Annotated in this window: 20 protein-coding genes; 11 read left to right on the top strand and 9 right to left on the bottom strand. The window is 69.2% G+C overall.

Annotated features, from left to right (window positions below; genetic code table 11):
* Nucleotides 1–99 precede the first annotated feature (99 nt).
* Together ND450_RS01470 and ND450_RS01465 are read right to left on the bottom strand one after the other, a co-directional pair.
* Entirely contained in the window at nucleotides 100–1,056 is a 957-nt protein-coding gene (locus ND450_RS01470) for an amidohydrolase family protein (RefSeq protein ID WP_253324352.1), read from the bottom strand.
* A gap of 11 nt (nucleotides 1,057–1,067) precedes the next feature.
* Nucleotides 1,068–2,291, bottom strand: coding sequence for a multidrug effflux MFS transporter (locus ND450_RS01465; protein WP_253324351.1), 1,224 nt, complete (start codon nucleotides 2,289–2,291; stop codon nucleotides 1,068–1,070).
* Between the two features lie 54 nt (nucleotides 2,292–2,345).
* On the opposite strand from ND450_RS01465, the gene ND450_RS01460 reads away from it, so the two are divergent.
* From ND450_RS01460 to ND450_RS01450, 3 genes are read left to right on the top strand one after another with little or no spacing between them, the layout of a single operon-like run.
* Nucleotides 2,346–2,822 (top strand): MarR family winged helix-turn-helix transcriptional regulator, encoded by a 477-nt coding sequence (locus ND450_RS01460; RefSeq protein ID WP_253324350.1) that lies wholly within the window; start codon nucleotides 2,346–2,348, stop codon nucleotides 2,820–2,822.
* A 34-nt stretch (nucleotides 2,823–2,856) separates the two neighbouring features.
* Nucleotides 2,857–3,834 (top strand): triacylglycerol lipase, encoded by a 978-nt coding sequence (locus ND450_RS01455; protein ID WP_253324349.1) that lies wholly within the window; start codon nucleotides 2,857–2,859, stop codon nucleotides 3,832–3,834.
* A 29-nt stretch (nucleotides 3,835–3,863) separates the two neighbouring features.
* Nucleotides 3,864–4,232, top strand: coding sequence for a MerR family transcriptional regulator (locus ND450_RS01450; RefSeq protein WP_253324348.1), 369 nt, complete (start codon nucleotides 3,864–3,866; stop codon nucleotides 4,230–4,232).
* Between the two features lie 24 nt (nucleotides 4,233–4,256).
* Here the strand turns inward: ND450_RS01450 and ND450_RS01445 are convergent, their stop codons facing one another.
* On the bottom strand, nucleotides 4,257–4,655 hold the full coding sequence (locus tag ND450_RS01445) for an MmcQ/YjbR family DNA-binding protein (protein WP_253324347.1): 399 nt from the start codon (nucleotides 4,653–4,655) through the stop codon (nucleotides 4,257–4,259).
* A gap of 184 nt (nucleotides 4,656–4,839) precedes the next feature.
* Between ND450_RS01445 and ND450_RS01440 the strand changes: the two genes are divergently transcribed.
* Entirely contained in the window at nucleotides 4,840–6,426 is a 1,587-nt protein-coding gene (locus tag ND450_RS01440) for a CHAP domain-containing protein (protein WP_253324346.1), read from the top strand.
* A gap of 120 nt (nucleotides 6,427–6,546) precedes the next feature.
* Here ND450_RS01440 and ND450_RS01435 read toward each other — a convergent pair whose 3' ends face one another.
* Together ND450_RS01435 and ND450_RS01430 are read right to left on the bottom strand one after the other, a co-directional pair.
* Nucleotides 6,547–10,314 (bottom strand): DNA gyrase subunit A, encoded by a 3,768-nt coding sequence (locus tag ND450_RS01435; protein WP_253324345.1) that lies wholly within the window; start codon nucleotides 10,312–10,314, stop codon nucleotides 6,547–6,549.
* A 31-nt stretch (nucleotides 10,315–10,345) separates the two neighbouring features.
* The gene (locus ND450_RS01430; RefSeq protein ID WP_089916254.1) at nucleotides 10,346–12,397 is read right to left on the bottom strand and encodes a type IIA DNA topoisomerase subunit B; all 2,052 of its coding nucleotides are present in this window, start codon (nucleotides 12,395–12,397) and stop codon (nucleotides 10,346–10,348) included.
* Nucleotides 12,398–12,830: 433 nt separating this feature from the next.
* Here ND450_RS01430 and ND450_RS01425 point away from each other — a divergent pair, with 433 nt between their 5' ends.
* The 4 genes from ND450_RS01425 to ND450_RS01410 are packed head-to-tail and all read left to right on the top strand — an operon-like array spanning nucleotide 12,831 to nucleotide 18,356.
* Nucleotides 12,831–14,006, top strand: coding sequence for a histidinol-phosphate transaminase (locus tag ND450_RS01425; protein WP_253324344.1), 1,176 nt, complete (start codon nucleotides 12,831–12,833; stop codon nucleotides 14,004–14,006).
* A gap of 56 nt (nucleotides 14,007–14,062) precedes the next feature.
* On the top strand, nucleotides 14,063–15,661 hold the full coding sequence (locus ND450_RS01420; protein WP_253324343.1) for a DUF4331 domain-containing protein: 1,599 nt from the start codon (nucleotides 14,063–14,065) through the stop codon (nucleotides 15,659–15,661).
* Nucleotides 15,658–16,950: a lipopolysaccharide assembly protein LapB gene (locus ND450_RS01415; RefSeq protein ID WP_253324342.1), complete on the top strand. Its 1,293-nt coding sequence runs from the start codon at nucleotides 15,658–15,660 to the stop codon at nucleotides 16,948–16,950. The genes ND450_RS01420 and ND450_RS01415 overlap by 4 nt, the downstream gene beginning before the upstream one ends.
* Nucleotides 16,947–18,356, top strand: a complete 1,410-nt coding sequence (locus ND450_RS01410; protein ID WP_253324341.1) for a nickel/cobalt transporter — start codon at nucleotides 16,947–16,949, stop codon at nucleotides 18,354–18,356. Before ND450_RS01415 ends, ND450_RS01410 begins: the two co-directional genes overlap by 4 nt.
* Nucleotides 18,357–18,422: 66 nt before the next feature.
* On the opposite strand, the gene ND450_RS01405 is transcribed toward ND450_RS01410, so the two are convergent.
* Nucleotides 18,423–19,178, bottom strand: a complete 756-nt coding sequence (locus ND450_RS01405; RefSeq protein ID WP_253324340.1) for a zf-HC2 domain-containing protein — start codon at nucleotides 19,176–19,178, stop codon at nucleotides 18,423–18,425.
* Between the two features lie 207 nt (nucleotides 19,179–19,385).
* Complete coding sequence (locus ND450_RS01400; RefSeq protein ID WP_253324339.1) at nucleotides 19,386–20,135, bottom strand: TetR/AcrR family transcriptional regulator; 750 nt, start codon at nucleotides 20,133–20,135, stop codon at nucleotides 19,386–19,388.
* Nucleotides 20,136–20,237: 102 nt separating this feature from the next.
* On the opposite strand from ND450_RS01400, the gene ND450_RS01395 reads away from it, so the two are divergent.
* Together ND450_RS01395 and ND450_RS01390 are read left to right on the top strand one after the other, a co-directional pair.
* Nucleotides 20,238–21,182 (top strand): ATP-binding cassette domain-containing protein, encoded by a 945-nt coding sequence (locus ND450_RS01395; RefSeq protein WP_253324338.1) that lies wholly within the window; start codon nucleotides 20,238–20,240, stop codon nucleotides 21,180–21,182.
* Nucleotides 21,179–21,967: an ABC transporter permease gene (locus tag ND450_RS01390; RefSeq protein WP_253324337.1), complete on the top strand. Its 789-nt coding sequence runs from the start codon at nucleotides 21,179–21,181 to the stop codon at nucleotides 21,965–21,967. The genes ND450_RS01395 and ND450_RS01390 overlap by 4 nt, the downstream gene beginning before the upstream one ends.
* Here ND450_RS01390 and ND450_RS01385 read toward each other — a convergent pair.
* On the bottom strand, nucleotides 21,884–22,624 hold the full coding sequence (locus ND450_RS01385) for a lipopolysaccharide kinase InaA family protein (RefSeq protein ID WP_253324336.1): 741 nt from the start codon (nucleotides 22,622–22,624) through the stop codon (nucleotides 21,884–21,886). The two genes, ND450_RS01390 and ND450_RS01385, sit on opposite strands and share 84 nt — an antisense overlap.
* Before the next feature lie 157 nt (nucleotides 22,625–22,781).
* Here ND450_RS01385 and ND450_RS01380 point away from each other — a divergent pair, with 157 nt between their 5' ends.
* Nucleotides 22,782–24,233: a M20/M25/M40 family metallo-hydrolase gene (locus ND450_RS01380; RefSeq protein ID WP_253324335.1), complete on the top strand. Its 1,452-nt coding sequence runs from the start codon at nucleotides 22,782–22,784 to the stop codon at nucleotides 24,231–24,233.
* Between the two features lie 46 nt (nucleotides 24,234–24,279).
* On the opposite strand, the gene ND450_RS01375 is transcribed toward ND450_RS01380, so the two are convergent.
* Nucleotides 24,280–25,137 carry a bile acid:sodium symporter family protein gene (locus tag ND450_RS01375; protein ID WP_245786144.1) on the bottom strand — a complete coding sequence of 286 codons (858 nt, stop codon included), beginning with the start codon at nucleotides 25,135–25,137 and terminating at the stop codon, nucleotides 24,280–24,282.
* Between the last annotated feature and the right edge of the window lie 108 nt (nucleotides 25,138–25,245).

The following is a 25,245-nucleotide window of genomic DNA, read 5'->3' as shown; positions in this document are numbered from 1 at the left end:
GCCCCCACATCCTCGTACTGGTGGTACGGGGGTGTGGGGGCGGTGCCGCGAGGCGCCCCGCTGAGCGCGAGTACGCCGCCCACGTTCTGAGTCACACCGCTAGATTCGGAACAACGCCGATGCGTTGCCGGACTTGAACTTCTCCCGGTCAGCGTCCGACTCGAACTCGTCGAGGAAGGCGCTGATCTGCTCCCGCGAGGGGTGCTGGAACGGGTAGTCGGTGGAGAAGATCAGCCGGTCGGCGGTGGTCACCGACAGGGCGTGCCGCAGCAGCGCGGGGTTGAGCATGCCGGAGGTCGTGATGTGGAAGTTCGACCTCAGGTAGTCGGACACCGACCGCTCCAGCCCGGCGACGCGGGCGAGGCTGTCCGCGCGGTCCACCCAGAACAGCAGCACCTCGCCCCAGTGGCCGAGCACGACCTGCAGGTCCGGGTGGCGGTCGAACGTGCCGCGCAGGATCAACCGCAGCGCGGCGAGACCGGCGTCGACGTGCCAGCCCCAGCCGAACGTAGCGAGGGCCAGGTCGGTCATCGGGTCGAAGCCGCGGTAGGAGGCGTCGCGCAGGGCGTCCGACGGCAGCTGCGGGTGCAGGAAAACGGGCTGCCGCAACGCTTCCGCGGCGGCGAAGAAGCCGTCGTAGACGGGGTCGTCGAGCAGGAGGTCGCCCGAGCGTCCGTAGACCATGGTGCCCACGTGGCCGAGGTCGGCGGCGCGCCTGAGTTCGTCGGCGACCTCGTGCGGCGCCGACATCGGCAACGTCGACAGCGCGCGGAACCTCGCCGGGTGGCGGGTCACGGCCTGCGCGGCGACGTCGTTCGCGAGGCGGCTGAGCCGGACCGCCTCCCCGGCGGGCAACGCCTGCGTGCCCGGCGGGGTCTGCGCGAGCACCGCGAGGTCGATGCCCTGCTCGTCCATGGTGGCGATGCGGCCTTCACCGAGGTCCCGCAGGCGTTCCTGGTGGTCGCCGAGGTCGTTGAACGCGAGGCTGTCGTCGCGCCCTGCCAGCGCCGCGGTGAGCTCGGGCAGGACCCAGTGCTCCTCGATCCCGATCAGCATCGTGGCCTCCCTCAGTTCGAGCCCGCGAGCGAACCGGCGGGCTCGGGAACGACGACATCGTTGTCCTGCTTCGTGATCAGCCGGGACGCGCAGACCGCGATGGTGGCGAGCACGGCGATGATGACCGCCATCGGCAGCGCGGAGTGCTCGCTGCCGACGCTCACGAGCGGCGAGACCGCCGCGCCCAGCCCGAACTGCGAGGAGCCCAGCACGGCCGATCCCGTTCCGGCGGCGCCGGGAACCGCGTCGAGGGCCAGCGCGGTGGCCGGGCCGAGGACGAAGCCGAGCGACGCGACGGCGAAGAAGATCGGCACGATCAGCCAGGCGGCGCTGATCGGCAGCAGGGCGAGGACCAGCAGGACCACGGCCGCCGTGAACAACCAGGCGGTGCCGATCGCGAGGATCCTGCGCGGCTGGCTCCGGCGCAGCAGCCGCGACGCGAGCGCGTTGCTCGTGACGAGCCCCAGCGCGTTGAACGCGAACAGCAGGCCGTAGCCGACCGGGCTCATGCCGATGACCACCTGGTAGAGGAACGGCGACGCCGAGATGTAGGCCATGAGCACCGCGAACGAGAAGACGAACGTGGCCACGGCGGTGAGGTAGGCACGCCTGCCGAGCGCGCGGAAGCCGGTCGTCCTGCTGGCGCCGCGCCGTTCCCGCGGCAGCGTCTCCGGCACGACGGTGGCCGAGCCCGCGAGCATCGCGACCGCCAGGCCGGCCAGGACCAGCAGCACGCCGCGCCACCCGATCCCGTCGACCACCAGGCTGCCGAGCAGCGGCGCGACCACGGGCGCCACCCCGCCCACGATCATCATGAGGCTGAACGCCCGCGCGGCGGCGCGCCCGGTGGCGAGGTCGGCGATGACGGCCCGGCCGATCACCATGCCGGCCGCCGCGGTCAGCCCCTGGACCAGGCGGGCGGCCAGCAGGACCTCGATCGTGGGCGCGAGAGCGGCGAGCACGCTGACGCCCACGAACACCGCCGAGCCCACGAGCAACGGCCCGCGCCGGCCCCACCGGTCCGAGACCGGGCCGAATACGAGCTGCCCCGCGGCCAGGCCCAGCAGGAACATCGTGAGCGTGAGCTGGATGGCCGTGTCACTGGTCTCGAGCTCGGTGGCCATGCGCGGGAACGCGGGCAGGTAGAGGTCGATGCCGAACGGGGCCACGCTCGCCAGCAGCGCGAGCACGAGCAGCAGCGGCACGGGGATGGTGCTGCGGGACGGCGCGTCCACCGCATCTCCTATCGGACGATAGCTATCATCTGACAGGAAAAGTACCATGGTCGCGTGGACGAGGCCCAGAAGTCGCGGTTGTTCGAGCTAGCCGACCTCATCGCGGCGGTCGGCCGCCAGATCCACGCCTCCAAGGAAGGCATGACCACGGAGTCGTGGACGGCCCTCGACATCGCCGTGATGCGGTACATCGACCGCAACCCCGGCACCTCGGCCCGCGCCGCCGCCGACGCCACGCAGCAGATCTCCAGCAACTTCAGCCGAGCGCTGCGAGGCTTGGAGCGCAAGGGTTTCGTGCACCGCGAGACCGACCAGGAGGACGCCCGCCGCGTCCGCCTCTACCCCACCGCCCGCGCCCAGGAGAACCTGCGCCGGCTGCACGACCTGTGGAGCGACCTGCTCGACGGCGTGGTGTCCGACCAGGACGAGGTCGACGCGACGATCGCGACGCTGCGGCGCATGGAGGCGGGACTCGCCGAAAAGGCGCGGAAGTGGCGCGACTCACCCGAAGCAGCACCGCGAAAGGCTTGAATCTGACGTTGGTGTCAAATTCTAGCTTGGAGGAATGAGACACCTGCTCGTCCTCGTGACCGCCCTGCTGGTCCTCTCCACGTCGGTCGCCTCCGCCTCGCCAGACCCCTACGCCCCGGTGAACCGCCCCGGCCCGCGGCTCTCCGTGCCGATCGCCCAACTCGAAGCCACCGTGAAGTGCACACCGTCCGCGTACGGCTCACACCGCGAGGTCGCCCTCTTCGTCCCGGGCACCGGCGTCGAGCCCGACGAGGCGTTCTCCTGGAACTGGTTCCGCGCCCTCGACGCGATCGGCCACCCCTACTGCTCGGTCGCGCTGCCCGCGAGCTCCGTAGGCGACGTCCAGGTCTCCGCCGAGTACGTGGTGCACGCCATCAGGCACACCCGCGCGATCAGCCGCGGCAAGATCGCCGTGATCGGCCACAGCCAGGGCGGCGTCAGCTCGAGGTTCGCGCTGCGGTTCTGGCCGGACACCCGCGCGATGGTCGCCGACCACGTCGGACTGGCCGCCGTCAACCACGGCAGCGACCAGAACGACGCCCTGTACCCCGACGGCAACGGCCCCGCCTTCGCCCTGCAGCTGAAGAGGTCGGCGAAGTTCGTCGAGGCGGTGAACTCCCGGCAGGAGACCTTCCCCGGCATCGCCTACACGTCCCTGTCCACCGTCAACGACCAGTTCGTCACCCCCAAAGGCACGACAGACCTGCGCGGCGCCACCCACATCTCGCTCCAGGACGTCTGCCCGGAGAACAAGAGCGACCACATCACCATCGGCACCAGCGACAACCTCGCGTTCGCCCTCACCATGAACGCCATCACCCGCCGCGGCCCGGCCACCCCGGCGGACCTCCCGGCCTCCGTCTGCGCCCAGGACCTCATGCCTGGCGCCGACCCGGCCACCGTCACCGCCGACCTGACGGCGTTCCTCGAGACCGCCATGAACCGCATCGCCACAGCCCCGGTCTCGGCGGCGGAACCCGCGCTGAAGCCGTACGTGTTCGCCCGCGGCTAGTCTCGGAGGTCCACGATTCGGGGGCGAGCATGCGCATCGGTGACCTGTCGGCACGCACCGGGGCCAGCACCCGTGCCCTGCGGTACTACGAGGACCAGGGCCTGCTGACCAGCACCCGCAGCGCGGGCGGCCACCGCCGCTACACCGAGGCGGACGTCGACCGCGTGCGGTACCTGCAACGGCTCTACCTCGCGGGGCTGAGCAGCCAGACGATCCGCACCCTGCTCCCCTGGTGCCTGAGCGCCCCCACACCCGACAACACCGATGCGGCCTTTGCGCGCATGAGCGAGGAACGGGAGAAGCTCGACGCGCACATCGCCGAGCTTTCCCGCACCCGCGACTCGCTGGACGAACTGATCGCCGGCAACCGCGCGTTCCGCGAGTCGCACATCTGGTGAGCAGACAGCCGACCGTCGCGCAGCTCAGCCGACGAGCTTCGCCAGCTTCGCCGGCGCCAGTTTGCGGTAGCTCTCGGCCAGCAACTCCGCCACCTCCACCCAGTCGACGTCACCCAGCACCTTCATGCCGACGACGTCGTGGCCCCACGCGGCCCGGAAGAACGGCTCGCCGCTGACCAGGGCCTCCAGCTCTTCGGGCTGGGCGCGGAAGGTCATGATCACCGTGGGCTCGGTGAGCTCGGCCGCGCGGCTGTAGGCGCCGTCCTGGCCGGGGTGGGCCGTGAAGACGTGCACGAAGGTGCGGGCGCGGATCCGCCAGCGCGTGCCGACCCACGCCGGTTCCTCCCGGGTTTCCGGGAGGCCGGCGCAGATCTTGCGGAGCTCGCTCAGCACCTCGTCGGGCACGTCGGCACGATCGGACATGGCACTCCTCTGGTCAGCCGTGGACCGTTCGCGCCCCAGCACGATCACACGAACCGCCCAGCGGAAAATCCTATGCGAGCGTGGAAAAAGGACAACTTCGGGTCAGGTCTTTTCTTGACGTCACAACGCTTTCCCGCGCTGCGACACCACAGGCATGGTCCAACAACGCAGACGTGCCGTCCTCTTGGCGGGGTTGTTCGCCCTCATCGCCGGGCTGCTGTGGCCGACACCAGCACAGGCGCTGGGAAACGACTACCCGTGGCCCAACGCGAACATGAACCAACTGTCACCGCTTCGGTTCAACTACAGGAACTGCACCGACTACGCCGCCTGGACGCTCAACGTCCAACTCGGTGGCTCCACGAGCAACATCCGCTTCGACTGGGGCAGCATCCAGGCGAACAACAGCGGGCACGCCCGCGACTGGCGGCAGGGCGCCCTCAACCGCGGCAAGCCCGTCAACGACACCCCTGCACGCGGCGCCGTCGCGTGGTGGGGCGCGAGCCAGGGCGGCGGGTTCGGGCACGTCGCCATCGTCGCCGAGGTGCTCAACGGCGGCGGCAGCGTCGTCGTCCACGAGTACAACCGAGCCAACACAGGTGTCTTCGGCACCCGCACGCTGAGCCGCTCCGCGGGCTGGCCCGAGGCGTTCCTGCACATCGCAGACATACCGGAACCACAGCCGCAGCCTTCCTCGCGCCGCAGCAGCACGAACGTCGTCTTCGGTCCCAGCGGCTTCCTGGAGGTGTACGGCCGCAGCCCTGCCAACGATCTCGTGCACAAGTGGTACGTCCCCGGCACGGGCTGGCAACCGTCCCCGTACGGTGACTTCGAGCACCTCGGCACCGGCCTCGGCGGCGAACCGACCGCGATCCGCCGCCCCAGTGGCGTCCTGGACGTGTTCGCCCGCAGCACCAACGGCGATCTCCTGCACAAGTGGCTGGCCCCCGGCGCGGGCTGGGGCCCGTCCCCGTACGGCGACTTCGAGCGCCTGGGCACCGGCCTCGGCGGCGATCCGATTGCGATCGTCCGCCCCAACGGTCTTCTGGACGTGTTCGCCCGCGGCACCAACGGCGACCTGCTGCACAAGTGGCTGACTCCGGACACCGGCTGGCAACCTTCGCCGTTCGGCGACTTCGAACGGCTCGGCACCGGTCTGGGCGGTGATCCGGTCGCGGTCGTGCAGGCCAACGGCCAGCTGGACGTCTTCGCCCGCGGCAGCAACGGAGACCTGCTGCACAAGTGGGCCACCCCCACCTCGGGCTGGCAGCCCTCACCGTTCGGCGACTTCGAACGGCTCGGCACCGGCCTCGCGAGCGACGTCGCCGCGATCCCCCTGGCGAACGGTCAGCTGCACGTCTTCGGCCGCGGCCCGACGGGCGACCTCATGCACAAGTGGACGTCGGGCACCGGCTGGCAGCCTTCACCGTTCGGAGACTTCGAACGGCTCGGCGGCGGCCTCGCGAGCGAGCCGGTGGTGCTCCAGCAGGCCAACGGCCAGCTCGACGTGTTCGGCCGCGGCACCACGAACGAGCTCTGGCACAAGTGGCTGAGCCTCAGCTCGGGCTGGCAGCCGTCGCCGTTCGGGGAGGCGGAACGGCTCGGCACCGGTCTCGCCGCCGAGCCGTCGCTGATCCAGCAGCCGAACGGCCAGCTCGACGTGTTCGGCCAAGGCACCGGAGGCGACCTCGTGCACAAGTGGGCACCGCCTGGAGCAGGGTGGCAGCCTTCACCGTTCGGCGACTTCGAACACCTCGGCGCCGGATTCTGACCGAATTCTCCCCAGGGCCGTCCGCAGCGCACCGGGCAACAGTGAGGCGGGGTTCCGCAGCCGCGGAACCCCGCCTCACCGCACCGAACTCGTCGCGAACGGCGAGACCGCCCGTACTCCCTAGTCGCGTTCGACCAGGTGCCCGATCACGGTCGGGCCGGGGTGCGCGTGACCCGAACCGTCCCGGCGCGGGTCCACCTCGGGCAGTTCCACCGGCGAGCCCTTGTCGTCCGCGCCCGCCGGGCGGGAACCGATCCACGCGAGCACCAGGTGCGTCTCCCCCTTGAGGAAGCGCTGCGACCGCACACCACCCGTGGCGCGGCCCTTGGCCGGGTACTCGCTGAACGGCGTGACCTTGACGCTCTGCCCGGACGAGGTGACGACCATCGGCTCGCCGTGCTCGTCGTCGTCCGTGCGGATGGCGGCGAAGAAGACCACGTGCGCGTCGCCGCTCAGGTTGATGCCCGCCATGCCACCGCCCTTGAGGCCCTGGGGCCGCACGAGTTTGGCGTCGTAGCGCAGCAGTGACGAGTCGGAGCTGACGAACGCCAGCGTCTCGCTGCCGTCCGTGAGCCAGGTGCAGCCGACGATCTCGTCGCCGTCCTTGAGCGAGATGACCTCGAACTCGTCCGACCGCACCGGCCACTCCGGCACGCACACCTTGACGGTGCCGAGCTTCGTGCCGAGCGCGATTCCGGGCGAGTCCTTCGGGTCGAGCGGCGCGATGCCCACGACCTTCTCGCCCTTCTGCAACGGCACCAGTTCGCTCGCCGCCATGCCGCCGCGCAGCGAGACCGTGCCGCTCTGCTCGGGCAGCACCGGGAGCGGGAGCACGTCCGTCTTGAAGGCGCGGCCGAGGTTCGTGATGAGGACGACCTGGCCCCGCGCCGTGGAGTGCACGGTGGCCAGCACGGCGTCGTGCTTCACCCGGCCCGCACGCCGCTTGCCCTCGCTCACCTCCTCCGACTCCGCCGCGGTGCGCGCGACCAGACCCGTGGCGCTCAGGATCACCTGGCACGGGTCGTCCGCGACCTCCAGCGGGCCGGCGGGCTTGGACGCCGCCAGCACCTCCTTGAGGTCGCCGTCGATGAGGCTCGTCCTGCGCTCGCCGCCGAGCTCCTTGGCCACCGCGGCCAGCTCGGTCGACACGAGCTTCTTGAGCACGGACTCGTCGTCCAGGATCGCGCTCAGCTCGGCGATCTCCTGGCGCAGCCTGTCCTGCTCGTTCTCGAGCTCGAGCTTGTCGTACTTGGTGAGGCGGCGCAGCGGCGTGTCGAGGATGTAGGAGGACTGGATCTCCGACAGCTTGAACTGCTTCATCAGGCCGTCCTTGGCGGCCTGCGCGTTCTCGCTGCCCCGGATCAGCTTGATGACCTTGTCGATGTCCAGCAGGGCCTTCAGCAGACCCTCGACGAGGTGCAGCCGCTCCTCGCGCTTGCGGCGCCGGAACTTCGTGCGCCGCGTGACGACCTCGTAGCGGTGCTGCAGGAAGACCTCCAGCAGCTGCTTGAGGCCGAGCGTCTGCGGCTGCCCGTTCACCAGCACCAGGTTGTTGATGCCGAACGACTGCTCCATCGGCGTCAGCCGGTAGAGGTCCGCGAGCAACGCCTGCGGGTTCACGCCGACCTTGCACTCGATGACGAGCCGGATGCCGTTCTCGCGGTCCGTGAGGTCCTTGACGTCCGCGATGCCCGTGAGGCGCTTGGACTTGTTGACCTCGTCGGTGATCTTCTCGACGATCCGCTCGGACCCCACGCCGTACGGCAGCTCTGTGACCGTGATGGCCTGACGGCCGCGGGAGCCCTCCAGCGGGCCGATCTCGACCTTCGCGCGCATCCTGACAACACCGCGGCCCGTCTCGTAGGCCTTCCGCACCTCGTCGAGGCCGAGCAGCATGCCGCCGGTCGGCAGGTCCGGCCCCGGCACGAACTCCATCAGCTTGTCGAGGTCGGCGTTCGGGTGCGTGATCAGCCACCGCGCCGCGCCCACGACCTCGCGCAGGTTGTGCGGGATCATGTTCGTGGCCATGCCGACCGCGATGCCGGACGTGCCGTTGACCAGCAGGTTCGGGAACGCCGCCGGCAGCACGCTCGGCTCTTCGAGCGAGCCGTCGTAGTTCGGGCGGAAGTCGACCGTGTCTTCGTTCAACTCGCCGACGAGGTGCATCGCCGCATGCGACATGCGCGCTTCGGTGTTGTGGTTGACGAACCCGCCGGCAAGGAACGAGTGATCCTCCGAGACGACGCGAACCGAGTAGACCTCTGCCGGCTCGGCCGCCTCGACCGCGGTCACCGGCTCGAAGCGGTACCCGGAGTCCATGATCGGCAGGATCGTCGCGAGGACCTCCGGGTCCTTGATCCGGTCGATGATCCTCAGGCGCTCGGTCTCCCATCGTTCGATGCGGTCGAAGTTGTGCTGGACCAGCCACTTCCGGCCGCTGCCACGACGGTCGAAGTCGAGCGCGTTCCGCACGTAGTCCGCGACGAACGGCACCGAGTCCTGGCTGAGCCGGTGCGGCCGCAGTGGCGAGTGCCGAAGCAGATCCTTGAGCTTCGCCTGCTTGGTCTTGAGGAAACCGACCCGCTCGGCGAACGCCGTCACGTTGCGCAGCCCCGAAACCACCAGCCGGTGCTCCACCGAACCACTCGGACGCGTGTAGCGCCGGTGCACGGCGATCACACCGAACTCCGCGAGCAGTTCCTGCATCTCAGCGGTGAGCCGCTCGCTGTACGACGTGTACTGAACCGTAAAGCCGTCCTTCGCGACCCGACAGCCCCCATCGCCTTCGAAGGCCGCCATCAGGAATGCGCGCTTGACACCCCAACCACCGCGCCAGACGCACTCCGGAACGAACTTGTCCCGTGCCTGGTGGCCGATGAGCTCCGCCAGGGGACCCGCCCGGAACGCGTCCATGCCACCTGAGCTCTCCTGGACGTCGAGCTCCCAGATCTTCTTCCGGTCCCGGCGCGTCTCACGCTCACCGACATAGCGCTGGCCGCCGACCACCTGGTCATAGGCGTGCAGAACCTCGCGGAAGTAGTGCTCGTCGGTGTTGTTGAACCCAGCCCTGCTCTCGGATGCCCAACCTTCCGAAACCCACGCACCGGCGAGGACCCCGAGCACGTATTCCCGCGCGGTGGGGACGATCTGCGACCACGCGTTCCGGGCTACCGCGACAACCGCGCCCGGCTTGAGCTCGTCCAGGCGCCGCCACTGGAACAAGGGCACGCCCATTGGCGCCTCGAGACACAGCACCAGGTGGTTTTCGCTGCCGCGGACCGAGAAGCCCGACTTGGTGGTCATCCGGAGCGTGGGATGCACGCCGGAGTTGAAGACCTTGTCTACCTGGACAGCCTTGCCGTCCTTGTCGAGCACCTCGAAGTCGGCGTCCGCCTCGGAGTCCGCCGGCAGGTCGACGAGATCGCCGATGCGCACACTGGAACCGTCAGCAAGCCGGATGCGGGTGTCTCCCACCACGCAGTACCGGCTCGCGGCCGGTCCGTCATCTGGTGACCCGAAGTTGCCGTGCCCGTCGATCAGCGGCTCGTTCAGGCTGAAGTCCTGTGCGAGCCGGACCAGTGCGTCGTAGATCGCGGTGTCACCGTGCGGGTGATAGCGGCCCATCGTGTCACCGACCACGCGCGACGACTTCACGTACGGCGACGTTGGCCGCTGCCCGTTGTCGTGCATCGAGTAGAGAATGCGGCGGTGCACCGGCTTGAGGCCGTCGCGCGCGTCCGGCAGCGCCCGCGAGTGGATGACCGAGTACGCGTACTCCAGGTACGAGTCCTCGATCTCCGTCTTCAGCGAGTTGTCGAGCACCTGGGCGCCGGCTCGGTCGAAGGCGGCGGGGTCGACCTTGGTCGTGGGTCCCTTGCGGCGTGCCATGACTGTGTTCCAGCTCTTTCTGTCTGAAGGCTCAGAGGTCGATGGCCGACTGGTCGACCCGTGCGGCGGACTCGACGAGCCAGTTGCGGCGCGGCTCGACCTTCTCGCCCATCAGCAGTTCCAGTGCCTCTTCGGCCGCCTCGACGTCGGTCATCGTGATGCGGCGGACGGAGCGGGTGGACGGGTTCATCGTGGTCTCCCACAGCTCGTCCGCGTCCATCTCGCCGAGGCCCTTGAACCGCGGCACCGGCGTGACGACCTGCTTGCCGGCCTTCTCGAGCCGCGCGACCGTCTGCTCCATCTGGCGCTGGGTGAAGGTGAAGTGCGTCTCGGGGTTGCGGCCGCGGGTCATGACCTTGTGCAACGGGGGCATGGCCGCGTAGAGGCGGCCGTCCTCGATCACCGGGCGCATGTACTTGGCGAACAACGTGATCAGCAACGTGCGGATGTGGCTGCCGTCGACGTCCGCGTCGGCCATCAGGATGACGCGGCCATACCGCATCTGCGACAGCTCGAAGGTGCGGCCGGTGCCGGCGCCGAGGACCTGGACGATCGAGGCGATCTCGGCGTTGCGGAGCGTGTCGGCCAGGGAGGCCTTCTGGACGTTGAGGATCTTGCCGCGCAAGGGGAGCAGCGCCTGGTACTCGGAGACGCGGGCCATTCTGGCCGAGCCGAGGGCGCTGTCGCCTTCCACGAGAAAAAGCTCGCTACGCGAAACACCCGTGGTGCGGCAGTCGACCAGTTTGGCCGGCATCGCCGCGCCCTCGAGAGCCGTCTTCCGGCGCGCCGCGTCCTTCTGCTGCTTCTGCGTGAGCCGGACGCGGGAGGCGTCGACGACCTTCTGGAGGACGGTCTTGGCCTCCACCTTGGTCTTGCGGTCCTCGGTCCACGCGCGGACCTGCGCGTCGACGATGCCCTGCAGGACCTTGGTGATGCCGGCGGTGGAGAGCTCGTCCTTGGTCTGCGAGGTGAACTGCGGTTCGGGGATGCGGACGTGGATGACGGCCGTCATGCCCTCGAGCACGTCGTCCAGGGTCGGCATCTCCTCCTTGGGCTTCAGGAGCCCCCGGGTCTTGGAGATGGCGTCCTGCACGGCCTTCACGACGGCGCGGTCGAAGCCGCGGCGGTGGGTGCCGCCGTGCATGTTGCGGATGGTGTTGGTGAAGCACTCGACGGTGCGCTCGTAGCCGGTGCCCCAGCGCAGGGCCACCTCGACCTCGGCCTGACGCTCCACTTTGGACCGCATGACGCCGTTCTCGTCGGCGGCGTTCTCGAAGTAGGTGCCGGAGCCGGTGATGACCAGCGTGCCGGAGACGGCGCGGTCGCCCGCGGGGGCCAGGAAGTCGACCATGTCGGTGAGGCCGTTGGGGTAGTGGAAGACCTCTTCGGAGATCGAGTCTTCCAGCGCGGTCCGCAGCACGTAGGTGACGCCGGGGACGAGGAACGCCGTGTTGCGCATCTTCTGGCGGACGGTCTCCACGTCCAGTGCGGCGCCGTTCTCGAAGTAGCGGGCGTCGTACCAGTAGCGGGTGGAGGTGCCGGTCGACTCGTTGCGCTTCATCTTGCCGACGACGTTCAGGCCGGCCTGGCGGGTGAACTTCGCCTTGGGGCCGGGGCCGTCGAAGACGCCGGGGACGCCGTGGGCGAACGACATCGAGTGGACCTTGCCGCCGCGGCGGACCGTGACGTCGTAGCGGTGCGAGAGGGCGTTGACGGCGGAGGCGCCGACGCCGTGCAGGCCGCCGGAGGTCTTGTAGCCGGAGCCGCCGAACTTGCCGCCGGCGTGCAGCTTGGTCAGCACGAGTTCCACACCGGACAGACCGGACTTGGCGTGCACGTCGGTCGGGATGCCGCGGCCGTCGTCGTCGACCTGGACGCTGCCGTCGGCGTGCAGCGTGACGACGATCTTGGTCGCGTGGCCGGCGACGCCCTCGTCGGTGGAGTTGTCGACGATCTCGCTGAAGAGGTGGTTGATGCCCCTGCTGTCGGTCGACCCGATGTACATGCCCGGCCGTTTGCGCACGGCCTCGAGACCTTCCAGGTGGGTGAGGTCGTCGGCCCCGTACAGGGTCTCAGCGGTCACGGGTATTGCTCCCTGATTGTGTGCGGACTGCCAGCAGGGTATCTGCACCGACCGACAATTCTTCGCAGGACGCCCGTCATGGAAGTGCGAATCGCCCTGGTTGGTGCGTCACATCCGGTTCCGCAGCCCTGCTGACCTGCGGAATCGGGTGAGTTCGGCCCAAACGGGACCGCGTGCGCCACATCGCGCGCGCGAGCGGGACTCGAGGGCCGGGTACCCGAGCACGTGCGCGGCCAACCCGCAGGCTCGGATCAGCGCGGTTCGACAGTCCTTTGTGGACTCGACCGCTCCAGCCGGGCTGGTCGGGAGCGCGCACGGCGGAGGTTGCGCGCGAGACCGTTCCGAGACCTTCCCGAAACGGACCCGTGAACCGCTGTGAACGGCGGCACGTATGCCCCGGTGTCGGAAACGGACCGAGGGACGGAGTGATCGCGTGCGGCATGGTGTGGACTCGGGTCTCTTCCAGCAGACCGCGCACAGCCCGTCCTACTTCGAGCTGTCGCGAACGGGTGCGGGCGAGCTCGTGGACTTCTGCATCCCGTGCAACCCGTACTTCCCGACCCCGCAGATGTTCGAGGAGCTGTCGAAGAACCTCGAGGCGGTGCTGAAGTTCTACCCGAGCGACTCGACGAAGATCGCGGCGCAGCTGAGCAGCGTGCTGGGGCTCAACCCGGCGACGATCGCGATGTCGAACGGCAGCACCGAGCTCATCACGTGGATGGACCACATGTGGATCCACGAGAGCGTCGCGATCCCGATCCCGACCTTCGGCCGCTGGACCGACCAGCCGATGGAGAGCAACAAGCGCGTCGACATGTTCCTGCTCCAGGAGAGCAACAACTTCGAGCTGGACGTCGACGAGTACATCAAGTTCATCCGCGCCCGCGGCTCCAAGGTGGCCGTGATCTGCAACCCGAACAACCCCGACGGCGGCTACCTGCCGCGCAGGGAGATCGTCCGGTTCATGGACGAGCTGTCGGACCTGGACCTGGTCGTGATCGACGAGTCGTTCATCGACTTCGTCGAGGTCGAGCGCGTTCCGTCGGTCGCGGCCGAGGCGTCCATCCGGCCCAACGTGGTCGTGCTGAAGAGCCTCGGCAAGAACTTCGGCCTGCACGGCATCCGGTTCGGCTACCTGGTCGCGAACCCCGGTCTGGCCGGGAAGATGCGCCAGATCCTGCCGAAGTGGAACCTGAACTCCCTGGCGGAGACCGTCGTGTTCATGCTGGCCGAGCACGAGGCGGAGTACGCCGAGAGCCTGCGTCTGCTGTCACGGGACCGGTACCGGATGGGCATGGAGCTCTCGCGCATCCCGGACCTGACCGTCTACTCCTCGCAGGCCAACTTCCTGCTGGTCAAGCTCGGCGGTGGCATCGACGGCCGCGAGCTGCGGGACCACCTGCTGTCCCGCCACCAGGTCTTCATCCGCGAGTGCGGCAACAAGCTCGGCATGACCAGCAGGTTCGCGCGCCTGGTCGTGCGGCCGGAACACGACGTGGACCGGCTCGTCGAGGGCATCCGCGACTTCACCCAGGCGAGGTGGACGAACGACCACCCGTCGCATTCGAGCCATTCCAGCGAACCGTCGCTGTTGATGCACAGCGCCTGACGATCAGCGCCACACGAGACAGCGACCGAACCACTTCTCCGAAAGGTTGCCCAGAGATGTCATCACCGCACGCCCTCAGCGGTCGGCGCGGCCAGGTGGCTGCGGCCGCGCTGGTGGCCGCCACACTGCTGAACGCGGCCATGTTCGGCGGTACCGGCGCCACGGCGTCCTCGCACCGGGAGGCGCCCCTCATCGCGGGTGACCCGGCCGTGGACAACACGGACCTGTACGCGTTCGTGAGTCCCGACCACAAGGACACCGTGACGCTGGTCGGCAACTGGTCCGGCTTCCAGGAGCCGAACGGCGGCCCGAACTTCTTCCCGTGGGCCGAGGACGCGCAGTACGACTTCAACGTCGACAGCGACGGGGACGCGAAGCCGGACATCACGCTGCGCTTCACGTTCGAGACCGACGACCGGCGCAAGAACAACACGTTCCTGTACGCGAACGGTGTCGTGGACTCGCTCGACGACGAGAACCTGCTGTTCCGGCAGCGCTACGACCTGGAGGCGATCTACCAGAACGGCCAGAAGGTCAGGCTGGTGGACAACGCCCCGGTCGCGCCGTCGCCGAACGGGCCGGCGTCGATGCCGGACTTCAAGAAGCTGCGCGACCAGGCGGTCACGCAGATCGCCGGTGGCGGCAAGGTCTACGTGGGTCCGTCGGAGGACGCGTTCTTCGCCGACCTGCGGGTGTTCGACCTGCTCTACGGCGGCAACCTGAGCGAGGTCGGCCAGGACACGCTGCGCGGCTACAACGTCAACACGATCGCGATCCAGCTGCCCAAGCACGCGCTGGCGTTGCGCAACGACATGCACCGCAACCCGAACATCGGCGTCTGGAGCACCACGCAGCGCCGCACGTTGAAGCTCTCGCCCGGCAAGGCGGAGGCGGTCGGTGACTTCGTGCAGGTCTCGCGCCTGGGCAACCCGCTGGTCAACGAGGTCGTGGCCCCCGCGGGTCTCAAGGACGCGTTCAACGGCCTGCGCCCCGACCAGGACGCCGGCGTGAAGGAGCTGGTCGACCGGGTGGTGAACCCGGAGCTGCCGAAGCTCGTCGAGGCGATCTACAAGATCCCGGCGCCGCAGGGCCAGCGCGACGACCTGGCGGAGATCTTCCTGACGGGCATCACGAAGAAGCTCGGCGCGCAGATCAACGCGGACCTGAACTCGCAGGTGAACAACCAGGACGCGGACGCGCGGAAGTTCCGGCCGAGCGAGATGCTGCGGCTGAACATGATGATCGACCCCAACCCCAGCCCGAACCGCCTGGGTCTGCTCGCCGGTGACACGCAGGGCTTCCCGAACGGCCGCAGGCTCACCGACGACGTGGTGGACATCGCCGTGCAGGCGATGGAGGGTGCGGCGGCGTCGGGCAAGCTCGTCGACGCGCTCGCCACCGGCGACAAGGTCGACGCGAACGACCAGCCGTTCGAGGCGAACTTCCCGTACGTCGGTCTGCCCCGCAACGGCACGGCGGTCAACGCGAGCGGCACCACGGCCGAGGTCGCGGTCAACCCGGTCGGCAAGATCGGGACCATCGACCCGATGGCCATGACGACGGCGGTCGGCTCGGCGATCGTGTTCGGTGGCGGTTTCCTCCTGTGGCGCAAGCGCCAGCAGCAGATCCGCAAGTACGGGTCGCACTCGAAGTGAAGTACCAGCAGAGGCAGGTCGTCGCGGTGGTTCTCCTGGTCACCGCGGCGGTCGCCCACCTAGCCGCCTCCGGTCCTGCCGACAGCAGGGCCGGGGGCGCGCCCCCTGTTCCGGCCGTGGCGCAGCAGAACCAGATGCACAAGGTGGTGCACCAGCTGCAGCAGCGGTTGCACGAGCTGCCGCAGGACAAGGACTCGTGGGCGAGGCTCGGTGCGTCCTATGTGGAGCTGGCACGGGTCACGGCCGACCCGGCGTACTACGCGAAGGCCGAAGGCGCTTTGAAGAACGCGGGGGACACGGCGCTCGCCGCCATCGGCATGGGCACGCTGGCCAACGCCCGCCACGACTTCCACGCGGCCCGCGACTGGGGCCTGAAGGCCGTCGCCGCCCAGCCCGCCTCCGCGGAGGCGCACGGTGTGCTGGCGGACGCGTTGACGCAGCTCGGCGACGACGCGGGCGCGCAGGACGCGGTGCAGAAGATGCTGGACCTCAAACCGAACACGGCGTCGTTCGCCCGTGCTTCCTTCCACTTCGAGCTCCACGGTGACGTCGACGGCGCGCGCGAGGCGATGCAACGCGCGCTGAAGGCCTCGACGACACCCGAGGAGATCGCGTTCTGCCGTTACCGGCTGGGCGAACTCGCGTTCGACCACAACCAGTTGGACGTTGCCGCTGAGCACTACGAGCAGGGACTGGCGGCGAGAGGAGACGACATGACTCTCACTCAAGGCATGGCCAAGGTCGCGGCGGCACGGGGCGACGTCCCGGTGGCGCTCGACTCGTACCGCAGGCTGGTGGCCCGCGCACCCCTGCCGCAGTACCTGCAGGAGTACGCGGAGCTGCTGGAGGCCGGCGGCCGCGGTGACGAGGCCGCGCAGCAGTACGGCGTGCTCACCGAACAGCAGCGACTGATGGAGTCCCAGGGTGCTTCCGACGATCTGGCCGCGGCCCTCCTCGCCGCCGACCGAGGTGATGGCATGCAGGCACTGCGCCGCGCGGAAGCCGAGTGGAGTCGCCGGCAGAGCGTCTTCGTGGCCGACGCGATGGCCTGGGCCCTGCACGTCAACGGACGCGACGCCGAGGCGTTGAGCTACTCCGACCGCGCCGTCTCGCTGGGCTGGCAGAACGCCACGTTCTCCTACCACCGCGGCATGATCCTGGCCGCGCTCGGCCGGGTCGCCGAGGCGCAGGAGGCGCTGGTGCGGGCGCTCACGCTGAACGCGAACTTCTCGCCGCTGCAGGCGTTGAAGGCGGGCCGCAAGCTCGCGGAGCTCCGAGGCGGCAGGTGAGCCTGTCGTCCTGGGTGGTGCGGCCCGTCCTCGTGGTCGCCCTGCTGCTGGCCGGGATCTTCTTCATCACCGGCGAGGCCTCCGCCCACCCGCTGGGCAACTTCAGCGTCAACCACTACCACGGGCTGCACCTGCACCCGGACCGGATCGACCTGAGGTCCGTGGTCGACGTGGCGGAGATCCCGACGCTGCAGGAGAACCTCAAGGCGCGCGACGCGAGGGTGTGGTGCGACGAGGTGTCCCGCACCGACCGCTCCACCGTGGACGGGCGGCGGATCTCCTGGACGCTCGCCGCCTCCACCAAGACCCACCCCGTCGGCCAGGCCGACCTCCCCACGACGCGGCTGGTCTGCGAGTTCACCGCCAGGGTGGACCTGGACCGGCCCGCCAGGCTCGAGTTCTCGGACGAGTCGAACACCGACCGCGTCGGCTGGCGTGAGATCACCGCCGCCGGCACCGGCATCCGGATCGCCGGCTCTGCCGTGCCGACCGAGAGCATCAGCGACGAGCTGCGGACGTACCCCGAGGACCTGCTCAGCAGCCCGCTGGACGTCCGTTCGGTCACGTTCACCGCCGAACCGGGCACCGGGTCGGAGCCGAAGCAGGCCACCGGCTCCCCCGTCCAGTCGTTCAGCGTCACGGCGGCCAGGCTCAACGACATCCTGGGCAGCGACGACCTCACGCCGTGGCTCGGGTTCCTCGCAGTGCTGCTGTCGTTGGTGCTCGGCGCCTCGCACGCGGCGTTGCCCGGTCACGGCAAGACGCTCATCGCGGCCTATCTGGCCGGACGCCAGGGCACGCCGAAGGACGCGTTCATCGTCGGTGCGTCGGTCACGGCCACGCACACCGGTGGCGTGCTGGTCCTCGGCCTGGTCATCAGCGCCTCCAGCGCTCTCGCCGGTGAAGAGGTGCTGCGCTGGCTCGGGCTGGTCAGCGGGGTGCTGATCGCGGTGATCGGCGTGGTGCTGCTGCGCTCGGCCCTGTCGGCGAACCGCGAACCGGCGCTCGCCGGAGCCCTGACGGGACACGGCCATGGTCACGGGCACGGGCACGGGCACGGGCACGGACATGGGCATGGGCACGGGCACGGCCACGGCTACAGCCGCGCGAGCCTCGTGGGCATGGGCGCGGCCAACGGGCTGGTCCCCTCGCCGTCCGCGCTCGTCGTCCTGCTCGGCGCGATGGCGCTGGGCCGGACGTGGTTCGGCGTGCTGCTCGTGTTCGGCTACGGAATCGGCATGGCCGGCACGCTCACCGCGGTCGGACTGCTGCTCGTGAAGGCGCGGGAACGCGTCGAGAAAATCCTGGACGGGCGTGCCACCCGCCTGCTGTCCCATTACGCACCCGTCGGCACAGCCGCGACCGTCATCGTCGTGGGCGCGTGGCTGACATTGCAGGCGCTCTAATTACACCAATGCAAGTCGAAGGGCCCGGATTCGGTCAGAATCCGGGCCCTTCGACTGTTTCCGCCCTTACAGGTTCGCCACCACGAACGTCTTGCCCTCGGCGTTCTCGACCGCGATCGACTTCACCTTGTCGGGCGAGACGCTGACCATGCCCCGCACCTTGGAGCCCTCGGCCGTCTGCTTGTCGGTCGTGGTCCAGGTGAACGCCTCGGTCTTCGTGCCGTCCGTGCCCACCACGACCAGCTTGCACTTCTGGGCGACGGGCAACCCGTTGATGTCCGCCGACACCAGGTAGCGGTCCTGCGACGACGGCGCGATCTCGGCCACCATCCTGATCCCGCCCGCCGTCGCCTCGCCCGTGCGGGTCGAGGCGACGCTGGTACCCGGCGCCTGGTTCTGCAGGAACACCGCGGCACCCCCGAACGCGACCACCGCGGTTACTGCCGCGGCGGCGAGATAGCCCGGCCAGCGCCGGGGCTTGGCGTGCTGCGGTGGGGGGAGGTCCTCCACCGGCGGCGGACTGGCTCTCAGACGGGGGACGGCCTCCCGCTGCTGCGGGATGACCGACTCCTGCCTGATCTGCCGCAGCGTGCGCTGCAGCAGCAGGTCCGACGGCATGGGCAGGTCGTCCTCGAGCTCGTGCAGAAATGCCTCACGAGGCACGTCGTCAAGTGCTGTTCGGATCCGATGGAAGTCGGCGACCTGCGCACGGCAGGACGGACAGCCCCGGAGGTGCTGCTCCACGCCAAAGCTCTCGTTCGCGTCCAGAACGCCGAGCGCGTAGCAGCCAAGGGTGACCGCGTCGTGCGCGCCAGCTGTCATACGACCTCCTCGTCGTCCCGATTCGACCCCCGCGGCGAAACGGTGTCACAAGTGAAAACGGGCAGATAGGAGTGGTCGGTTCAGCCTTCGAACGAGTTCATTCTGATATCGCATAACAATGGCATTACGTGACCGCGCAACTACGGTTCACACCCTGTCTGAGCTGTGCTTTTCACTCGATCGGACGACTCAAGTCGTCTCATATGACTACAAGCACGTAGATCGACGAACTGCCGGTCGCTCCTCGGCTTCCACGAACGCCACGAGACCGTCCAGAACACGCGCGAGACCGAACTCGAACTCGTCCAGCTGGCGTTCGAAGCCGCCCGTGTTCCAGATGTGGGTCATCATCGGCAGCCGGTCCGGCGTGAAGTGCTCCCAGAGCGAGTCGGTGGTGCTCCACCACTCCTCGTCCGACACCCCGGTCTCGCGCTCGGCCTTCACCCGGTCCGCCATGGTCCGGCCGACGCCGTCGACGAAGTGGCTGACCGCGGTCACGACGGCGACGATCTCCTCGGGCGCCAGACCCAGCTCCGAGACCACGGCGAACGCGGCGTCCTGGCGCGTCATGGCCTGCGGGCCCGGCATCCGCCGCGAGGTCGTGAGCTGCAGCATCCACGGGTGCGCCCGGTACATCGCCCACATCTGCCGCGCGAAGAACTCCAGCCCGTCGCGCCACGGCCCCTTCGGCGTGTGCTCGGTCTCGCCCCACGCCGCGTCGACCATCAGGTCGAGCAGCTCGGACTTGCCGGGGACGTGCCGGTAGAGCGACATCGCGGTGCTGCCCAGCGTCTCGGCGACCCTGCGCATGGTGAGCGCGTCCACGCCGTCGGCGTCGGCCACCTTCATCGCCGCCTCGACCACGCGCGACTGGCTCAGCGCGGCCTTCGGTCCCCTGGTCGGCTCGGCCGGCGGCTCCCACAGCAGCCGCACGCTCCGGTCGCGATCGCTCTTCACCCAGCCCCCTCTTTCACACACTCCTTGCCTGTGAATCCTAGAACCGTGTACAACGTACACCTAGTCTACAACGTAAGCAGTTAAGTCACGGGGGGTGAAGTCGTGGGACACGCGGTGCTCGCGGAAGGCCTGCGCAAGAGGTTCGACGAGAAGTGGGCGCTCGACGGGTTCGACCTGGCCGTGCCCGCGGGAACGGTCTGCGGGCTGCTCGGCCCGAACGGCGCCGGCAAGACCACGGCGGTGCGCATCCTGGCCACGTTGCTGCGCCTGGACGGCGGCCGGGCCGAGGTCGCGGGCCACGACGTGGCGCGGGAGGCGCCCGCCGTACGGCGTCAGGTGGCGCTGAACGGCCAGCAGTCGACGGTCGACGACGTGCTGACCGGCAGGGAGAACCTGGTGATGTGGGGCAGGCTCTACCACCTGTCCAGGAGGGAGGCGTCGGCCAGGGCGGACGAGCTGCTCGAGCAGTTCGGGCTCACCGACGCGGCGGACAAGCGGGCCAAGCACTACTCCGGCGGCATGCGGCGGCGGCTGGACCTGGCGTCGAGCTTCATCACGGCGCCGTCCGTGCTGTTCCTGGACGAGCCGACCACGGGCCTCGACCCGCGCAACCGCGGCGAGGTGTGGCGGGAGGTGAAGCGGGTCGTCGCGGACGGGACGACGGTCCTGCTCACGACGCAGTACCTGGACGAGGCCGACCAGCTCGCCGACCAGATCGTCGTGCTGGACACCGGCAGGGTCGCGGCGCAGGGGACGCCGGACCAGCTCAAGTCCCGGCTCGGCGGCGACCGGATCGAGGTCGTCGTCCGCGACGCGGGCGAGCTGCCGGTCGTCGCGGAGGTGCTCGGCGCCGGCGCCGAGGTGGACCACGACGCGTTCCGGGTGAGCGCGGCGGTGGCGGACAGGGTCGCGGCGCTGACGCGGGTGACGTCGGCACTGGCCGCCCGCGGGGTCGAGGCGGAGGACATCGCGTTGCGACGCCCCACGCTGGACGACGCGTTCCTCGCCATCACCGGGCACAAGGCCGTCCCGGGGGTGCGGGCGTGAACGCGGTGCGGTACGCGGCGGTCGACTCGTGGATCGTCGCCAGGCGAGATCTGATCCACTGGGTGCGCGAACCGGTCAGGGTGTTCGCGAACCTCGCCTACCCGATCATCTCGGTGCTGATCTTCGGCCTGGTGTTCGGCAGCGCGATGAACGTCTTCGGCGGTGGTGACTACATCGAGTTCCTGCTGCCGGGCATGTTCGGCCAGACCATCGCGTTCGGGGTCGGCTCCACGCTGCTGATGGTGTCGATGGACGCCGACCGGGGCGTCACGGACCGGTTCCGCGCCTCGCCGATGTCGCAGACCGGTGTGGTGGCCGGGCGCAGCATCGCGGACCTCGTGAACTCGTCGCTGGAACTGCTGGTGCTCGCGCTGTGCGGCCTGGTGATCGGCTGGTCGTTCCACGACGGGCTGTTCAACGCGCTCGTCGCGTTCGCGCTGTTCCTCTGGCTGCGGTTCGCGCTGGTGTGGATCGGCATCTACCTCGGCCTGCTGGTCAAGCCCGAGGCGGCGCAGGCGTCGTGGATGTTCCTGTTCCCGCTGACGATGTTCGCGAACACGTTCGTCTCGCCGGAGCTGATGCCCGGCTGGCTGCGGGTGGTCGCGGAGTGGAACCCGCTGTCGTCCACGGTGGCGGCGGCGCGGGAGCTCTTCGGCAACCCCGGCGTCGGCGGCGACTCGTGGGCCGCGCAGAACTCGCTGCTACTGGCCGTGCTGTGGCCTGCGGTGTTCGTGGCGATCTTCTGGCCGCTCTCGGTGCTGAAGTACCGCGACCTCAGCCGCTAGGTAGTCGGTCCGGAACTGGTCGGCGAGCCACCGTGCGAGCAGCCGCCGCCAGTTCCGGACCCTCGCCAGCTGCTCCGGCCTCAGCGTCGCGTCGGCCTCCCACTCCCGCCAGTCCTCGCTCGCGAGCCAGCCGATGCAGCCCGCGATCCGGTGCACGCGCAGCAGTTCCGGGTCGGGCTTCGCGCCGTACCCGAGCCAGAACGCCTGTGGCAGAACGGTTCCGTGCAGGTAGAGGTGTTCCTCGAACGCCGCGAGCTCGTCGAGCGGGTTGCCCTGGCCGGGGTTGTCCCAGTCGATCAGCGTCGCCTTCCCGCCGCCCACGATGATGTTGTGGAGGTTCACGTCGTTGTGCAGGAGGCCGACGCGGTGGACCCTGCGGAACGCCAGGCCGATGCTGCGCCAGACCTCTTCGGACACCGGCAGCGCGTCCGCGAGCGTGCGGCCCTCCACGTACTCGACGAGCACGTCGCCGCGGCCGTTGTGGGCGAGGACCTCGGGTGCACCGGGGATCACGAACTTCGGCAGGTCGCGCGCGACCTTCGGCCTGCGCAGCACGGCTTTGCGGCCGTCGGCGAGCGTCACGAGGTGCAGGACGTTGGTGAGCCCCTCTCCCTGCAGGGGTTCGACGTGCACGGCGGTCCGCAACTGCGGGAACAACAACACCCACCTCCAAACGGTGTAACACAGGACACTTCGGTCGAGACATGTCGGGGGATGCATTCGGCGGCGATGTACGCATGGAGGCACATCGATGGTTCAACGTCCTCGACGCCTGGCACTGTTCGCGGTCCTGACACTGGTTCTGCCACTCGCCGTGACCGGACAGGCACTCGCTGATCCCAACAACAACTCTCCCGCCAAGCTCACCAAAGCCGTGACGCTGGACGGGGTCCTGCGGCACCTCGACGCGTTCCAGTCCATCGCGGACGCCAACGGTGACCGCGCCGCCGGACGTCCTGGATACCAGGCGTCGGTGAACTACGTGGTCTCGCAACTGAGTGCGGCGGGTTACTCGCCGACCGTGCAGGCGTTCGACTTCCCTTACGTGGAGGACAACTCGCGGCTCGACCGGGTCTCACCGGCTCCGCGCGCGTTCGTGCGCGACACCGACTTCAACCGCCACGGCTTCGACCAGCCGGTCGAGGGAACGGCGACCGGCGCGATCCAGGCCGTCGACGTGGTGCTCCCGCCGACCCCTGTGCCGAACGGCAACAGCAGCGGGTGCGAGGCCGCGGACTTCGCCGGGTTCACGCCGGGCAAGATCGCGGTGTTGCAGCGCGGCACGTGCGGGTTCGCCGTGAAGGCCCTGAACGCGCAGGCCGCCGGCGCGTCGGCGGTGATCCTGTTCAACGAGGGCCAGCCCGGCCGCACCGGCCTGGTCACGCCGATCGGTGACGCGACGGGCCTCACGATCCCCGTCGTGTTCGCGACGTTCGCCGCCGCACAGGACTTGCTCCTCAACACTCCGGGAGCGATCGTCCGCGTGACGGTCGACTTCACGCAGGAGACGCGGCAGGCGTGGAACGTGTTCGCCGAATCCCGTGACGGCAACGCGAACAACGTCGTGATGGCCGGCGCGCACCTCGACAGCGTGCAGGACGGGCCCGGCATCAACGACAACGGCAGCGGCTCGGCGGCGTTGCTCGAGACCGCGATCCAGATGAGGAAGGTCAAGCCCAACGCGAAGGTCCGCTTCGCGTGGTGGGGCGCCGAGGAGGAGGGCCTGCTCGGGTCCGAGCACTACGTCGCCACGCTGCCGCAGGCCGAGCAGGACAAGATCGCGCTGTACCTGAACTTCGACATGGTCGGCTCGCCGAACCACTTCTACGGCATCTACGACGGTGACGACTCGAGCGGCACCGCGCCCGTGCCGATCCCGCCGGGGTCGGCGCAGATCGAGGACGTGTTCGAGAAGTTCTACGCCGACCGCGGCCTGCCGTCGGAGGACACGGACTTCTCCGGGCGGTCGGACTACGGCCCGTTCATCGCGGTGAACATCCCGGCCGGCGGCCTCTTCACCGGCGCCGAGGGGGTCAAGACGGCGCAGCAGGCGGCGTTGTACGGCGGCACCGCGGGCATCGCGTTCGACCCGTGCTACCACCAGCCGTGCGACACCAGGTCGAACCTGAACCTGACCGCCCTGGACGTCAACGCCGACGCGATCGCCACCGCGGTGATCACGTTCGCGTTCGACACCTCGACGGTGAACGGCGTGCGCGCGCCCGGCAGGTCGCACGGACGCGCACCGCAGGGTTCTTCCAGCTAGGGCGTTTCGTCCGGGCCGGGCGGGGACGCCCGGCCCGCGCGACCGGTCAGACGGCGGCGGTCTTGTCGCGGGACAACAACCGTGCCGCCACCGCCGCCGGCAGGTACATCAGCACACCGTACACGGCGGGCGGGATCGCCATCGTCTCGTCGTTCAGCACGGTCAGCGCCAGCGTGATCGCGATGGTGGCGTTGTGGATGCCGATCTCCATGGCGCTCGCGATCGCCTGCTTGCGGTCGATCTTGAACGCCTTCGGCACGTAGTAGCCGATCAGCAGGCTGAAGACGCTCAGCAGCAACGCCACCGGCCCGAGCGTCCCGATGTTGTCGATCAGCTGCTGGTAGGCCTGCGCGATCGCGGCGATGATGACGAGCACGAGCACCACGACGGACGCGATGCGCACGGTGTCGTTCATGCGCAGCGCCCAGGCCTCGAACCTGCGGCGCACCAGCATGCCGATCGCCACCGGCACCAGCACGATCGCGAACACCTGCACGAACTTCGCCGGCTGCAACCCGACCTCCGCGCTGTCGGCCATGAAGTGCGCCATGGACAGACCCACCACCAGCGGGAGCGTGAACACCGCCAGCACCGAGTTGATGGCCGTCAGCGTGATGTTCAGCGCGACGTCGCCACCCGCGAGGTGGCTGAAGAGGTTCGCCGACGTGCCGCCCGGCGACGCGACGAGCAGCATCATGCCGACCGCGAGCACACCCTTGAGCCCGAACGCGAGCACCAGCCCGAGGCAGACCGCGGGCAGCACGACGACCTGGCAGACGAGCGCGATGACCGCGGCCTTCGGGTACTTCGCGACCCTCGCGAAGTCGTCGGTGGTGAGCGTGAGGCCGAGGCCGAACATGACCAGGCCCAGCGCCAGCGGCAGGAAGATCTGTACGACTAGCACGGCGGCCTCCGCGAATGTCCAGCTTGTGCAGTTTGATCTGTTCGGAAGATCCTGGCGTGACGCCCGCGCCGATGGAATCGGCCAGGTGGCGGCACCGAGCGGCCTCCG

It is taken from the genome of Lentzea sp. HUAS12 (assembly GCF_024125735.1).
Lineage (GTDB): Bacteria > Actinomycetota > Actinomycetes > Mycobacteriales > Pseudonocardiaceae > Lentzea > Lentzea albida.
Note: the sequence above shows the minus strand (reverse complement) of the source record. Positions and strands in the feature narration are given on the sequence as shown.